14 protein-coding genes are annotated in these 14,176 nt (G+C 63.8%); 9 read left to right on the plus strand and 5 right to left on the minus strand.

The features are described 5' to 3' along the window. The first annotated feature begins 67 nt into the window (after positions 1-67). Positions 68-964 carry a DMT family transporter gene (locus tag EN993_RS08195; protein ID WP_127262895.1) on the plus strand — a complete coding sequence of 299 codons (897 nt, stop codon included), beginning with the start codon at positions 68-70 and terminating at the stop codon, positions 962-964. A gap of 6 nt (positions 965-970) precedes the next feature. On the opposite strand, the gene EN993_RS08200 is transcribed toward EN993_RS08195, so the two are convergent. Beyond that, complete coding sequence (locus tag EN993_RS08200; protein ID WP_127262896.1) at positions 971-1,582, minus strand: thymidine kinase; 612 nt, start codon at positions 1,580-1,582, stop codon at positions 971-973. Between the two features lie 424 nt (positions 1,583-2,006). On the opposite strand from EN993_RS08200, the gene EN993_RS08210 reads away from it, so the two are divergent. From EN993_RS08210 to EN993_RS08225, 4 genes are all read left to right on the plus strand, one after another. Next, positions 2,007-2,942, plus strand: a complete 936-nt coding sequence (locus tag EN993_RS08210; RefSeq protein WP_127262898.1) for a choline ABC transporter substrate-binding protein — start codon at positions 2,007-2,009, stop codon at positions 2,940-2,942. Positions 2,943-3,080: 138 nt separating this feature from the next. Beyond that, positions 3,081-3,935, plus strand: a complete 855-nt coding sequence (gene choW / locus EN993_RS08215; protein WP_013529957.1) for a choline ABC transporter permease subunit — start codon at positions 3,081-3,083, stop codon at positions 3,933-3,935. Continuing rightward, on the plus strand, positions 3,932-5,113 hold the full coding sequence (choV, locus tag EN993_RS08220; RefSeq protein ID WP_127262899.1) for a choline ABC transporter ATP-binding protein: 1,182 nt from the start codon (positions 3,932-3,934) through the stop codon (positions 5,111-5,113). Before choW ends, choV begins: the two co-directional genes overlap by 4 nt. Positions 5,114-5,206: 93 nt before the next feature. Continuing rightward, the gene (locus EN993_RS08225; RefSeq protein WP_245468696.1) at positions 5,207-5,746 is read left to right on the plus strand and encodes a hypothetical protein; all 540 of its coding nucleotides are present in this window, start codon (positions 5,207-5,209) and stop codon (positions 5,744-5,746) included. 101 nt (positions 5,747-5,847) lie between these two features. On the opposite strand, the gene EN993_RS08230 is transcribed toward EN993_RS08225, so the two are convergent. Together EN993_RS08230 and EN993_RS08235 are read right to left on the minus strand one after the other, a co-directional pair. Beyond that, positions 5,848-7,254, minus strand: a complete 1,407-nt coding sequence (locus EN993_RS08230) for an ATP-binding protein (protein ID WP_126070190.1) — start codon at positions 7,252-7,254, stop codon at positions 5,848-5,850. After that, on the minus strand, positions 7,251-7,967 hold the full coding sequence (locus tag EN993_RS08235; RefSeq protein ID WP_109661267.1) for a response regulator transcription factor: 717 nt from the start codon (positions 7,965-7,967) through the stop codon (positions 7,251-7,253). Before EN993_RS08235 ends, EN993_RS08230 begins: the two co-directional genes overlap by 4 nt. A 233-nt stretch (positions 7,968-8,200) precedes the next feature. Here EN993_RS08235 and EN993_RS08240 point away from each other — a divergent pair, with 233 nt between their 5' ends. From EN993_RS08240 to clpS, 4 genes are all read left to right on the plus strand, one after another. Next, on the plus strand, positions 8,201-8,503 hold the full coding sequence (locus EN993_RS08240; RefSeq protein WP_109659698.1) for a hypothetical protein: 303 nt from the start codon (positions 8,201-8,203) through the stop codon (positions 8,501-8,503). Between the two features lie 38 nt (positions 8,504-8,541). After that, positions 8,542-8,817, plus strand: coding sequence for a hypothetical protein (locus tag EN993_RS08245; protein ID WP_109659700.1), 276 nt, complete (start codon positions 8,542-8,544; stop codon positions 8,815-8,817). 162 nt (positions 8,818-8,979) lie between these two features. Continuing rightward, entirely contained in the window at positions 8,980-9,294 is a 315-nt protein-coding gene (locus EN993_RS08250) for a hypothetical protein (protein ID WP_126070189.1), read from the plus strand. A gap of 140 nt (positions 9,295-9,434) precedes the next feature. After that, a complete protein-coding gene (clpS, locus tag EN993_RS08255) occupies positions 9,435-9,740 on the plus strand; it encodes an ATP-dependent Clp protease adapter ClpS (protein ID WP_027039419.1) in 306 nt (101 codons plus the stop codon). Position 9,741: 1 nt separating this feature from the next. On the opposite strand, the gene EN993_RS08260 is transcribed toward clpS, so the two are convergent. Together EN993_RS08260 and EN993_RS08265 are read right to left on the minus strand one after the other, a co-directional pair. Then, complete coding sequence (locus EN993_RS08260) at positions 9,742-11,820, minus strand: hypothetical protein (protein WP_127262901.1); 2,079 nt, start codon at positions 11,818-11,820, stop codon at positions 9,742-9,744. Between the two features lie 63 nt (positions 11,821-11,883). Beyond that, positions 11,884-14,176: DUF4159 domain-containing protein (locus EN993_RS08265; RefSeq protein WP_127262902.1), on the minus strand; the 2,293-nt coding region annotated here is incomplete at its 5' end.

The raw sequence follows: 14,176 nt of genomic DNA on the forward strand, positions 1-14,176 counted from the left end.
CTATTCGCTTGTTTGAAGGCCGTGCCGGTGACCAGATGGCTGGGAGTACCGGCTGGACGAAACACCCATGACAGACGCCTCGACAGCCCGCTTTCCGGCCGCGAGCCTTGCTCTGGCAATGGTTATCGCCGGCACGGTCGGCGCCTTCGCCACGGAATCGGGGCTGCATCCCGTCGCCGTCGTCTTCTGGCGATGTGTGTTCGGCGCGCTGTTCCTTTTCGTATGGTGCCTGTTGCGCGGCTATCTGCCGGACCGGACGCTGTCGCCGTCCCGGCTTGCCCTTGCGGCACTTGCCGGCGTCTGCATGGTGCTGAGCTGGACAGCCTTCTTCGCCGGCTTCGCCATGACGTCGATCGCCACGACGACGATTATCTACCATATCCAGCCGTTCTTCGTGGTCCTGATCGGTGTCGTCTTCCTCAAGGAGCGCATCTCGCCCGACCAACTGCTGTGGATGCTCGGTGCGTTTCTCGGCGTCGTGCTGGCCAGCGGCCTCGTCTTCGCGCACGGCCATGCCGATGCCAACTGGGCGCCGGGCATTGCGCTGACGCTGGGCGGCGCAATGCTCTATGCCGTTACAACGATCCTGGCCAAAGGCCTTGGCCAGCAGCGCGCCGAAATCACGGTACTCTGCCAGACGGTGGTGGGGGTCGTCATGCTCGCCCCGTTCGCTGACGTCGGCCAACATATTGCGCCTGCGTCATGGGGCTGGCTACTCGGCATCGGCGTGCTGCACACCGGCGTTGCCTACGTGCTGATGAATTCGGCCTTTCCGCGCCTGACGACACCGGTGATCGGCGTCATCACCTTCATCTACCCCGTCGTCGCCATCATCGTCGACTGGGCGATCTATGGGCATCCGCTCGGGCTGGCGCAGGCTGCCGGCATGGCGCTGATCGCACTGGCAACACTTGGCGTGCGGCTTGGTTGGCGGTTTCCGAGATCGCGTGTTTCGACCGTATGAACCTGGTCAGCGCTTGATAAAGCCGATGAAGTCGTCGGGCGCGGCGCGGCCCATCTCTTCCTCCCAGTGGCGGCGGCAGAGTGAGACATAGACGTCCTTGCCGATCGCCACCTGTTCGCCTTGCCTGGCCACCTTGCCGTCGGGGCCGAGGCGCACGACCATCGTCGCCTTGCGGCCGCAGCGGCAGATGGTGCGCACTTCGCGCAAATCGTCGGCTATGGCCAGCAGCGCGCGCGAACCTGAAAACAGCTTGCCCTGGAAATCGGTGCGCAAGCCGTAGCACATGACCGGAATGTTCAGGCGGTCGGCGATGCGGGCGAGCTGCCAGACCTGTTCTTCCTCGAGGAATTGCGCCTCGTCGACGAAGACGCAATGCACCGATGTATGCGCGTGGTGATCGGCGACGCGGGCGAACAGATCGTCACCGTCGCGGAACATCTCGGCTTCCGTCTCCAGGCCGATGCGCGACGAGATCAGGCCGGTATCGCCCTTGCGGTAGTGGCCGGCGACGAACAGCATCGTGCCCATGCCGCGCTCGCGATAATTATACGACGCCTGCAACAGCATCGTCGTCTTGCCGGCATTCATCGTTGCATAGTGGAAGTAAAGTTTGGCCATGCCGTCCTACGGTCTGTTGATATTCAGGTGATGCCGGCCTGCAAATGGCGGTTCCTGCGCTTCCCCGTTCTACCGCGTCGCGGTAGAACTGTGCTCACGTACCCGAAAGTACGCTCCGCTCCGGTTCTCGGAGTCCACCATTTTCGTCTCGGCCTGACCTGAATCTAAACAGACCTTATGCCGAGTTGGCCTGATACGGGGAGGGGCCGCCGCCGGCATTCCCCTGAAAAAGCCGACCTGTCTCTGAAAAAGCTGTCTGGCACGACAAAAGCGTCGGTCGTGTCGCTGATTGGCCAGCCCGCGCCGTTGATCGTGATTGCCTTAACGCTTGAATCCACACCAGAATGGTGTTTGGCTGACGAAACAAGGCGGGCAGAGAAACCGTGACTACGCTTCGCCAAAGAATCACAATGGGAGAATATCTATGTCGCGCATGAATTCCTTCGTCGCTGGCCTCGGCCTGGCGGCATTGTTGTCCACGAGCGCTGCCTTCGCCGGTGATCCGGCAAGCTGCAAGGCAGTGCGTCTTTCCGATGTCGGCTGGACCGACATCCAGGCGACGACCGGCATCGCTTCGGTGCTGCTGACCGCGCTCGGCTACGAGCCGCAGACGATCCAGCTGTCGGTGCCGGTGACCATGGCGTCGCTGAAGAACAAGGATCTCGACGTGTTCCTCGGCAACTGGATGCCGTCGATGACCAACGACATCAAGGACTACACCGCCGACGGCTCGGTCGAGACGATCAGCACGAACCTGACCGGCGCCGGCTACGGCATTGTCGTGCCGACCTATGTCGCGGATGCCGGTGTCAAGTCGCTGACCGATATCGGCAAGTTCAAGGACAAGTTCAACGGCAAGATCTACGGCATCGAGGCCGGCAATGACGGCAACCGCATCATCCTCGACATGATCAAGAACCCGAAGGACAATCTCGAAGGCTTCGAGTTGGTCGAATCCTCGGAGGCCGGCATGCTCACGCAGGCCGAGCAGTCGATGAAGAACAATGAGTGGATCGCCTTCCTCGGCTGGACGCCGCATCCGGTGATGGGCGCCATGAAGATCACCTATCTCGACGGCATGGGCGACAGCGGCTTCGGCGCCGCCACCGTCTTTACCAATGTGCGCAAGGGCTACACCACTGAGTGCCCGAATGCCGGCAAATTCATCGCCAACCTCAAGTTCAACCTGGACATGGAAGGCCAGATGATGGACGCGATCCTCAAGGGCGGCGACGCCAACACGGTGGCGGCCGACTGGCTGAAGAAGCACCCGGACGCGGTTGCCCCGTGGATCGCCGGCGTAACCACCTTCGACGGTGGCGACGCGGCCGCTGCCGTCAAGACCGCGCTCGGAAGCTGAGCCGACTGAATTCGGCAAAGCCGAACCAGGAAGGGCAGCCATCTTAGAAAAGGCTGCCCTTTTTCATATCCTGTGACAAGATGACGTTGCTACCGTTGAGGCCGAGGGCAGGGCGGTCTCCTGCACGAGAGGGGCGATATGGATCCGATTTCGAAATTCATGGTCGATCACAAGATTCCGATCGGCGCCTGGGGGAAGGCGTTTTTCGGTTTCCTCACCGACAATTTCGACACTGTGTTCAGGGCCTTTTCGAATGGCCTCAATTTCCTGCTCGACGGGCTGGTCGGCATCCTGCTGATGGTGCCGCCGGTGCTGCTGGCGCTGATCATCGCCGTCATCGCCTGGCTGCTGCAGCGCTCGCGGCCGCTCGCCATCGGCGTCTTTCTCGGCCTGATCTTCATCATCAACCAGAACCTGTGGAAGCAGACGGTGCAGACGCTGGTGCTGGTCGTCGCGGCCGCTGCCATGGCCATGGCCATCGGCGTGCCGCTCGGCATCTGGGCGGCGCACAAGCCGAAGGTCTATCGCGTCATGCTGCCGGTGCTCGACCTGATGCAGACGCTGCCGACCTTCGTCTACCTGATCCCGGTGCTGACGCTGTTCGGTCTCGGCAACGCGCCCGGCCTCATCGTCACCATCATCTTCGTCATTCCGACCGCGGTCAGGCTCACCCATCTCGGCGTCGTCTCGGTGCCGAAGTCGATCGTCGAGGCCGGCGAGGCTTTCGGCGCTACCAAGAGCCAGCTGTTGTGGAAGGTGGAACTGCCCTCGGCGCTGCCCACCATCATGGCCGGCCTGACGCAGTCGATCATGCTGTCGCTGTCGATGGTGGTGTTCGCCGCACTGATCGGCGCCGGCGGCCTCGGCACCGAGATCAACCGGGCGCTCGGCTCACGCCGCATCGATCTCGGGCTTGAGGCTGGCCTGGCAATCGTTGTGCTCGCCATCGTGCTCGACCGGATGACCCGAATTGCGGTTGGAGGCAAGAAATGACCGTCGCCGTCGATTTCAGGAACGTCGATATCGTCTTCGGCGCCGACCAGGCCGGATCGCTGGCGATGATCGATGCCGGCGCCACCCGCGCCGAGATCCTCGAAAAGACCGGCAATGTGCTCGGCTGCGCCGGCGCCAGCCTGACCGTGAACGAGGGTGAGATCTCGGTGCTGATGGGCCTCTCCGGCTCGGGCAAGTCGACATTGCTGCGGGCGGTCAACCGGCTGAATGTGGTGTCGCGCGGCCAGGTGCTGGTCAAGGATGGCGACAAGACCGTCGATGTCGTCACTTGCGACCAGGCGACCTTGCGGCGGCTGCGGCAGAAACAGGTGGCGATGGTGTTCCAGCAGTTCGGCCTGCTGCCCTGGCGCACGGTGGAGGAAAATGTCGGCCTCGGCCTCGAACTCGCCGGCGTGCCGGAAGCCGAGCGCAAGGAGCGCGTGCAACGCCAGCTCAAGCTGGTCAATCTCGACCAGTGGGCGAAGAAATACGCGCATGAGCTGTCGGGCGGCATGCAGCAGCGCGTCGGCCTGGCCCGCGCCTTCGCAACCGAGGCGCCGATCCTGTTGATGGACGAGCCGTTCTCGGCGCTCGACCCGCTGATCCGAACCAAGCTGCAGGATGAGTTGCTGCAGCTGCAGGCCGAATTGAAGAAGACCATCATCTTTGTCAGCCACGACCTCGAGGAGGCGCTGAAGATCGGCAGCCACATCACCATCATGGAGGGCGGCCGCATCGTGCAGACCGGCGCGCCGGAAGATATCGTGCTGCGCCCGGCCAACGACTATGTCCGCGACTTCATCGCCAATGTGAACCCGCTATCGGTGCTGACCGCCTGGAACGTGATGCGCGACCGTCGCGATCTGGAGCATGGCGACAATGGCTGGGTGTGGCTCGACCGGCGCAAGACGACGCGCTTCAAGATCGACGATCACGGGCTGGTGGCGGCGGCCGAACGCGACGGCAAGCCGGCGGTCTGGGTGTCATGCGCCGACGTCGAGGGCCAGCCGGAGGAACTGGCGCAGGTGTTCTGGGCCAATCCCGGCACCTCGCTGAAAACCGTGATGCTGGCCATGCACCGTTCGCAGACTGCACCGGTGGCACTGTTCGATGATCAATCGCGATTTGTCGGCGCCATCGGCATCCGCGATGTGTTGAGCGCGGTGCTGCGGCGGTAACCTTCGCCGTCAATTCAGCCCATAGGGCGGTTTATTGTTTTCGAGGGAACAGCCGGGTCGCATAATTGAGGTTGAGGAATGCGAAACGCGACGGTGGCTGCACTCATATACGAGTTTCTATTCGACGTTTACCGGCTAATCGACGCCGAGCGAGCGCACAACGAGTGGCTGCCAGACGAACATAGTGTGGTGCGCGAAGCCTTCTTTCACAGTTACATCAGCTGCTGGGAGTGGAGTACCTCGGTGCTGGAGGAGGTCGGCGCCACCAAGACCCTCCAGCTGCCGCACATTAGGCAAAACCCGAACAGGCGCAGTCCGTACAGCTACCCTTTAATGACCTTGGACGACTGTCGCGTTGCAGACTTTTCAGAGTTCGAGACATTCGACAATTATTGCTATGCAATGTTCACCTTTTACCAATTGATCGGTCAAACTTCGCGTGAGAACGAGGTCAATCTGGCCGTTCGGTCTCCCCGGTTCTTGGAGGCAGTCGCATCCAAGGACGATGTCTTCCTGATCGAGGACATTCATTGCGTTAAATTTAGACGAGATCGCTTCGAGGAAAAGGTGATGACGCGTTGGCGCGAGATACAACTTCGCATATTTCGACGCAAGGACCGCGTACTGAAATAGGCAACCAGCCTCTCCACCGCTCGTTGACCTATGCTGGTCGAAGTTGAGAGCAGACCGACGAAGAATCGGCCAACGAAACTGCCCTGTCGTTTGTAGCAGTCTTAAGCCGCCAGCGGCAGGCGCAGTTGCGTCAGCAGGCCACCGCCCGGGTTGTTGGACAGGCTGATCTCGCCGCCGGCGGCGCGCGCGATGTTGCGGGCGATGGTCAGGCCGAGCCCAAGACCACCGGTCTGGCGGTTACGCGATTGTTCGAGGCGCACGAAAGAGCCGAACACGGCGTCGATCTGGGCTTGGGGTATCCCAGGCCCTTCGTCGCGGATGGTGAGCAGGATCATGTTTTCCGACCGGCGCAGGCTGAGATGCGCCTTCTTGCCGTAAGTGACCGCGTTCTGCACCAGATTGGTGACGCAGCGCTTGAGCGCGACCGGCCGCGCCATGCAGATGAGGCCGCGCGAACGGGTATCGTCGTCGAACGAGACGTCGTCATAGCTGTCGGCGATTGATTCCACGAGCGACCAGAAGTCGATGCGTTCGTTCTTCTCCTCCGTCACCTCGAAGGTGGCGAAGTCGATCACCGAGCTGGCGATGCTTTCGACATCGGCGAGGTCGTGCGCCAGCGCCTCGCGAACCGCCGACTTGCGCAACAGTTCCAGGCGCAGGCGCATCCTGGTCATCGGCGTGCGCAGGTCATGCGCCAGTGCCGCCGCCAGATGCTCGCGGTCCTCGACATATTCGCGCAACCGGGTCTGCATGGCGTTGATCGCCTTGGCGGCGGCACGGACCTCGCGGCTGCCGCCTTCAGCGATTGGCGGGCTCTTCAGGTCCTTGCCGATCCGGTTCACGGCGGTTTCCATCATCCGGTAGGGCGCCGTAAGCCGGCGCAGCGACCAGATCGACATGATCACCACCAGGCCGGCGATCAGCGAGTAGAGCGGCAGGCTGTCGAAGCTCAGGATCGGACCGACCGGCGTGATTGGCTCGGTGAAGTTCAGCCATTGGCCGTCGGCGAAGCGTAGCGACGCCGTCAATTTATCGCTTTGGGCGAAGTCGGCTGCCAGCACCAGAAGGTCGCGCTCTACCTGGCCGATATCGGGTCCCGGCGCCGTGCCGTTGGCGTCGTCGGCCTCGCGCGTCGCCGGATCGCGCCGCACGCGTGCATCTGTGATGCCGAACTTCGACAGCCGGCCAACGAGAATGTCTTCGAGCTCGGCCAGTTGGTCGTCGCTTGCGATCGACGAGGTGACCGCCGGCGTGTCCGAGACGGTGAGCGCGTAAGTCGAGTTGAACAGGCCGGTCGCCGTCGCCTTGCGTTGGTCCGGACTGGCGTCATGCATCAGCTGCACCAGCGAGAAGGCACGGTCGTTGAGGCGATAGAGGTCGACGACGTCGTTGGCGGCGGCACGGTCGCGCGACACAATGTAAAGGGTCGCGACCTGGCTGATCAACAGGCCGGCGATGACGATCAGCAGCACCCAGACAGGCAGGGTCTGCGGCAGGAAACGTCTCATTCGGAGGTCGTCTCGGGCAAGAACTGATAGCCGCCGCTACGCACGGTCAGGATCAGCTTGGGCGTTTTCGGGTCGTCTTCCATCTTGCGCCGCAACCGGCTGACCAGGATGTCGATGCTGCGGTCGAAGGAGTAGTCGCTGTCGCCGCCGGAGAGTTCGATGAGCTGGTCGCGGGTCAGCACACGCTGCGCGCTCTTGACGAAGGTCTGCAGCAGGTTGAATTCGGCCATGGTTAGCTCGACCCTGACATCGTCGGGTGCGATCAGCCGGCGGCGCGAACAGTCCATCGTCCAGCCGGCGAAGCGGTAGATCTGCTTGGTGGTGGCGCGCTTGGGCTCGGCGGCGCCATTGCGCCGCAGCACGGCGCGGATGCGCGCCAAAAGCTCGCGCGGGTCGAAGGGTTTGGGCACATAATCGTCGGCGCCCATCTCCAGACCGACGACGCGGTCGGTCGTCTCGGTGACGGCGGTCAGCATGATGATCGGCGTCGAATACTGGGCGCGCAGGTCGCGGCACAGCTCCAGCCCGCTCTTGCCGGGCAGCATCACGTCGAGGACGATGAGATCCACCTGCGTGCGGCGCAGGATGGTCTCCATCTCGATGCCGTCGGCGGCAACCGAGGTGTGCAGGCCCCGCTTCTGGAAGAATTCCTGCAGCAGGTCGCGGATGCCCTTGTCGTCGTCGACAATCAGTATGTGTGCGTCGGATTTCACAGCAGCCCTGTCATTGTTGAGTGCCAAGCCGTTCTGTCGCAACCCACACGATAGAATTCAGGCCATATGTTGGCCAGTGGTGATGATGGGTCCACACCGGCTTTCTCAGACACAATCCAGAAACAAAATTCTACAGTTCAGAAAAACTCCTGAAAAATTTCAAAGGCATAACTGGTCTCGTGGCGGTCAGGTCATCGGCTGCGACGCTAGTCTCCGGGTTTACGGATAAACCGATGCCAAGGTTGTCGATCAGTTTGTTGGGTGCGTTGCTGGGCCTTGGCCTGGTCACTGCCGCTGTCGGACAATCAGACGCAAAGGTGACGCCCACAACCCGGAGCGAACGGTGCGCCAATCTCAGCCACCAATTTGATGAAGCCCTCGAAACCCACGCCACGGCAACGCAGGTCACCGCGGCAAAGGCACTTCAGAGAAAGGGCAACCGGTACTGCGCCGCCAAGAAACAGGCACAGGGCATCCGGATGCTCGCCAACGCTTTGAAGCTGCTTGGAGTGACACCGAACGACCCGGTTCAGTGACATCAGAAATTCGACCCGCATAAAAAGGAAATGAAGCCATGAAAAAGTCCCTCCTGTCCGCTCTCGGCCTCTCCGTTGCTCTCGCCTTCTCGATGCCGGTTCTCGGCAACGCAGCCGCCACCACGACCGCTGCCCCGGCTGCTGCCACGACGACCACCGCCCCGGCTGCTGCCGCGACGACCACCGCTCCGGCCAAGGCTGCTCCGAAGAAGGTCGCCAAGAAGACCGTCTGCAAGGTGACCAAGAAGCACAAGTGCCCGGTCAAGAAGGCGCCCGCGAAGGCGGCCCCGAAGGCTGCTCCGAAGAAGCCCTGATCAGCTTCGAGGTCAGTTCTAGCAAGGCCGTTCCAGCCGTAAATCGGCTGGGGCGGCCTTCTGCCAAGTGCATGGTCGATGAGCTGAACACCGGCGGCTTCCAGCCACGCAACTCGATTGTGCTTAACCCGTTTGCAACGCCGGCCGTGTAGGGCAATCCGCATGAAGAAGCGGCTTTCGTCCATTTTGCGTTCGATGGTGCTCGGCGGCCTGGTGGCCACCGGCGTTGCCAGGGTGCTGATCCTGTTCACAGCCAGCCCGGTGCCCGATCCGGCCAGCGGGCGCACCGAACCTTCGCTGTTTGCGCCTGCGATTTCCACCAATTGGGACTACATCACGCCGGCACAGACCTGGCTGCTGATCGCGCTGACCGGAGCGACGCTGGTCTGCGTTGCCGCGTGGCCGATCGCGGCATGGCTGGAACGCCGGGCCGATGCGGGCGCAAATCGCCGCATCTTTGGCCGAGAGGGCCGTTGAACGGCAACCGACACTTTCCCACATGATGGTGAATGGCCGCGCCTGCTGGACATCGGCTTTGTGCGTCTATCAAAATGGACGACTGCTGTCGCTGGTGCCAGAATGGCGGCAAGGTCGCTTACGCAAAATTGTCGGTTCCGATGCCTGAAATCACCACAAAACCGCGCGTCCAGGTCAAGCCGCAGGTCGAACGGCCGAAGCTCTACAAGGTCATCCTCATCAATGACGATTTCACACCGCGCGAATTCGTGGTGACGGTGCTGAAGGGCGAGTTCAAGCTCAGCGAAGACCAGGCGCACCGGGTGATGATCACCGCGCACCGGCGCGGCGTCTGCGTCGTCGCCGTCTTCACCAAGGATGTCGCCGAGACCAAGGCGACGCGCGCCACCGATGCCGGCAAGGCCAAGGGCTATCCGCTGATGTTCACGACCGAGCCGGAGGAGTAGCCTACCGTCCCTCGCGGTACCACATCGAACCCATTGCCAGAAGCAGCAGGCCGAGACCGAGGAAGCCGCCGAACAGCGGCACGCGCGAGACGGCCTTGAGCACGCTGTCGTCCGTCGTGCGCAGGCCGATCCAGTCGCTGCCGGACGCAGCACCAGCCGAGCGCACGGGCACGATGGAAGGCAGCGTCACGTCGCTGCCAAGGGCCGTGGATGGCGCCAGCCGGCGCACGCTGCCGCCGGTGGCTTCCGCTGGCGCCTTCAGCCGGTTTTCGGTGGAAATGACATCGGCGAATTCCGGTGCGTTGACCGGGCCGACATGGGCGAGCGCCGTCAGGTCGCCATTGGCGACCTGGTAGAGGCCGATCTCGCTGGTCTCGACGCTGCCGAGGAAGACGCCCGGTTCGGATTTCTCGAGCTTAACGGTCAGTGTCTTGCCGGATGGGGTGATGATCTGCGCGGGGCCGGGATCGTCGGCCATCGTCTGGCGGCGGATTTCCAGCACCATGCCGCGGCCGTCGGCGGTCAGCCGCTCCTCCTCGAGCTCGGGCTCCTTCATCAGCCAGTGCGCAATGCGCCGGTAGAGCTGGACATGCGGGCCGCCGCCCTCGAAGCCGCGCGCCCACAGCCAGCCCTGGTCCGACAGAAGCATGCCGACGCGGCCTTCGCCCTTGCGGTCGAGCAGGAGCAGGGGCCGGTTGTCGGCGCCCTTCATCACCACTTCGCCTTCGGGATTCTGCACGCCGATGGTGCGGAACCAGCGGCTCCAGTGCGGCGGCTCGCTGGCCGAACCATCCAGCCCGCGCGTCACCGGGTGGCGCTGGCCAAGATCGGTGAGGCGCGGATAGAAGGCTTTGTCGACAACCTCGCCGGTCGGCATCGCCGGCAGGGCCGCCATCAGCGGTGTGCGTGCGATCGAGCTTTCGCCGGCATATTCGGGGCCGGCCGCAATCAGCAGCGCGCCGCCCTTTTCGACATATTCGGAGATGTAGTCGTAATAGAGGATCGGCAGCACGTCACGGTGCTGGTAGCGGTCGAAGATGATGAGGTCGAAATCCTTGATCTTCTCGACGAACAGCTCGCGGGTCGGGAAGGCGATCAGCGACAATTCGTTGATCGGCGTGCCGTCCTGCTTTTCCGGCGGCCGCAGGATAGTGAAATGGACGAGATCGACCGAGGCGTCGGATTTCAACAGATTGCGCCAGGTGCGCTCGCCGGCATGCGGTTCGCCGGAGACGAGCAACACACGCAGGTTCTCGCGGATACCGTCGATCAGCGCGATGGCGCGGTTGTTGGTGTCGGTCAATTCGCCCGGCTCGCGATCGATGGCGAGTTCGACGATGTTGCGGCCGGCGCCCGGAATGGTCACCTGCAGCGGCATAGCCTGGCCGACGGTGGCGTGCTCGACCGCCACCTGCTCGCCATTGACCGAAACGCGCACATCGACCGGGCCAGTCTCGTTTTCGGTCGAGATGACGCGGTAGGTCATGTCGAGCGGCTTGCCGACAAGGCCGAAGCGCGGCGCGTTCTCGAAGCGGATGCGGCGATCCTTCTCGTGGTCGTTGCCGGTGATCAAGGCATGCAGCGGAGCGTTGAAATCGGGCGCGCCCCGCGGCGCGTCATGCACCTCGCCATCGGTGACCATGATGGCGCCGCCGATGCGTGACGGCGGCACGTCGCGGAAAGCGCCTTCGAGCGCGCCGAACAGCCGTGTCTCGGTGCGCTCCTCGGCGGCCTCGGATTTGCCGGCCTCGACGACGCGCACGTCGAACTGCTTGAAGCGGCCAAGACGCTGCTGCAGCCCGGCCAGCGCCTCGTCGGTCTGCTTGGTGCGATCGCCGATATCCTGGCTCTGGCTGCGGTCGACAATCAGCGCGACGACGCTTTTCAGCGGCTCCCGCTCCTCGTTGAGGAACACCGGGTTGAACAAGGCGGCGGCGAGCGCCAAAAGGGCGATGAAGCGGAAGACCGAGCCGCGCTGGCGAAACCACAGGCCGACCAGTGCCAGCAGCGCCAACGGCACCAGCGCCAAGGCCAGCAAGGGCCAGGAGATCAGCGGTTCGAAGGAAATCGACCAGTTCATCTCTTACCCTCCCCTTTGTGGGGAGGGTTTATCCGTGACCGGAGCGCACCAAACAAACTCATCTTACTGCCCCAGCCGTTCGAGCAGTATGGGCACGTGCACCTGGTCGGATTTGTAGTTGCCGGTCAGCATGTACATCATGATGTTGACGCCGGCGCGCAGTGCGTAGATGCGCTGCATCGGGTCCGCCGGCACGGTCGGCAGCAGCGGGTCGCCATTCTCGTCGACCGCCCAGGCGCCGGCGAAATCATTGGCGGTGATCATGATCGGCGAAACGCCGTCGCCGGTGCGTACCGGCCGGTTCTCGGCATTGCTGGCGTCGAGCGACGCCTCGACCCACAGCGGGCTGCCGGCGAAGCGGCCGGGGAATTCGGGCAGGATGAAGAAGGATTTGGTCAGCACGTGGTCGGACGGCACCGGCTCCAGCGGCGGCACATTGAGGTTGCCGAGGATGTCACGCAGCCGCTCGGTCGCCGGGCTGGTCGAATCGGCGCCGATGCCATTGGCGAACTGGTCGCGGGTGTCGAACAGCACCGTGCCGCCCTGCTGCATGTAGGCGTCGATGCGTGCGATCGCGGCCTGGCTCGGCATCGGCGCGGCCGGATCGATCGGCCAGTAGATCAGCGGATAGAATGACAGCTCGTCCTTGGAGATGTCGACGCCGGCCGGCGCGCCCGGTTCGAGTGCCGTCTTCTCGATCAGGAAGCGGGTCAGGCCCTCGAGCCCGGCGCGGCTGATCGAATCGTCGCCAGGCACGCCGGTCAGCACATAGGCGATACGGGTCTTCGAAATCGCCTCTATGGCCACTTCGTCGCCCGGCTTGGCATCGTCGGCGCGGGCCAGATCGGCATGGCCGAACAAGCTACCCAGCGCAATCAGGACCGCGACGGTGGTTGCCACGGCCCGGGCACGGCGCGGCCGGCGCGAAAACAGGCCGCCCATCCAGAACACCGCCAGCGTATCGAGCAGCATCAGCACCAGGGCAGCCGCAACCAGCGCGCCCTTCAAATTGCGCGATTCGTCAAAGGCATACTGGATCGATGTGACGGGAACAGTGATTTGCGGGCGTGCCAGCGGGGCCAGCGTGCTGTCGGCTTCAAGCAGATTGTGGGCAAACACGCCGGTCTCGGAACCGTAGAGGCCGGGCGGGTTCTCAAATGTCACGGGCAGGGCACCGGAGCCCGGCACCAGCGGCCGCGCGTCAGGCGTCGGCGGCACCAGCGTGCCGTCGGCTGATATCATGCGGTAGGGCGCCAGCGACGCGGCGGCGGCTTCGGCATTGGCGATCGCCGCGCCCTGGTTGCGTGACAGCTGCACGATGCGGCGCAGCATCTCGACGAAGCTGCCCGAGATCGGCAAGTTCGACCATGTCGCCTCGGGGGTGATATGGAACAGCACCAGCGTGCCCTTGCCTTTTTTCAGTCCGGTGACCAGCGGCGTGCCGTCGGCAAGGGCCGCCCAGGTGCGCTCGACGATGTCGGGCGTCGGCTCGGCCAAGACCTGCCTGGTGACGGTGACTTCGGTCGGCGGAGCGAGATCGGCAAACGGGCCGGCCTTGGGGAATTCGGTGACCGGCTGTGGCGACGTCCATGACAGCGCGCCGCCGAGCGAACGCTCGCCGGTGCGCAGGCGGACCGGCAGCAGGTCGTCGTCATTGCCGGCGGCGGCCAGCCGGGAGCCGGCGAAACGCACCAGCGTGCCACCATTGTCGACCCAGTCGACCAGCCTCTGCCGGACCTGTGCGGGAATGGTGCCGATGTCGGCCATGATGATCATCGCCGGCTTCTGATCGAGGATCTGCGGGATGGCGTCGGCGAGGTCGGCGCTGGAGGGTTCGACGAGATCGGCGAAGGGCTGCAGCGCGCGCCTGATGTAGTAGAGCGGCGACAAAAGCGGCTGCGCCTGGTCGGCCTCGGCCTGCGACAACAGCCCGACGCGGCGGCGCTTGGAGCTTTCGTCGAGGACGCGGACCGCGCCGGCCTGGCGCTCGCCGTCAAGCGCGATCGAAGCGAAGTCGTTGCGCAGCTCGAAGGGCACCGCCATGGTGCCGGTGGCGGTGGTTTCGCCAGGCGAAAAGGTCAGCGTCGCATCGGCGATGCGGCGGCCCTTGTCGTCGAAGGCGCCGGCGGTGACCTGCGCCGGGGCAGGGTCACCCGGCGCGCGAATGGCGGTCAGCGCAAAGCCGTCGACCTGGTTATCGGCGGCGGTCAGGCCGGTCAGCGACAGCCTGTCGGCGGTTGCCCAAACGACGCGGGCGGCATTCTTCGACAACAGCGTGTTGAAGGCGGCCTCGTCGCCCTTTGCCGCCAGGCCGTCGGCAAGCACGGCGACGCTGGCGCCGGGCAAGGTCTCCAGC

Origin of the sequence: Mesorhizobium sp. M7D.F.Ca.US.004.01.2.1, from assembly GCF_003997785.1 — a bacterium.
Classification (GTDB): domain Bacteria; phylum Pseudomonadota; class Alphaproteobacteria; order Rhizobiales; family Rhizobiaceae; genus Mesorhizobium; species Mesorhizobium loti.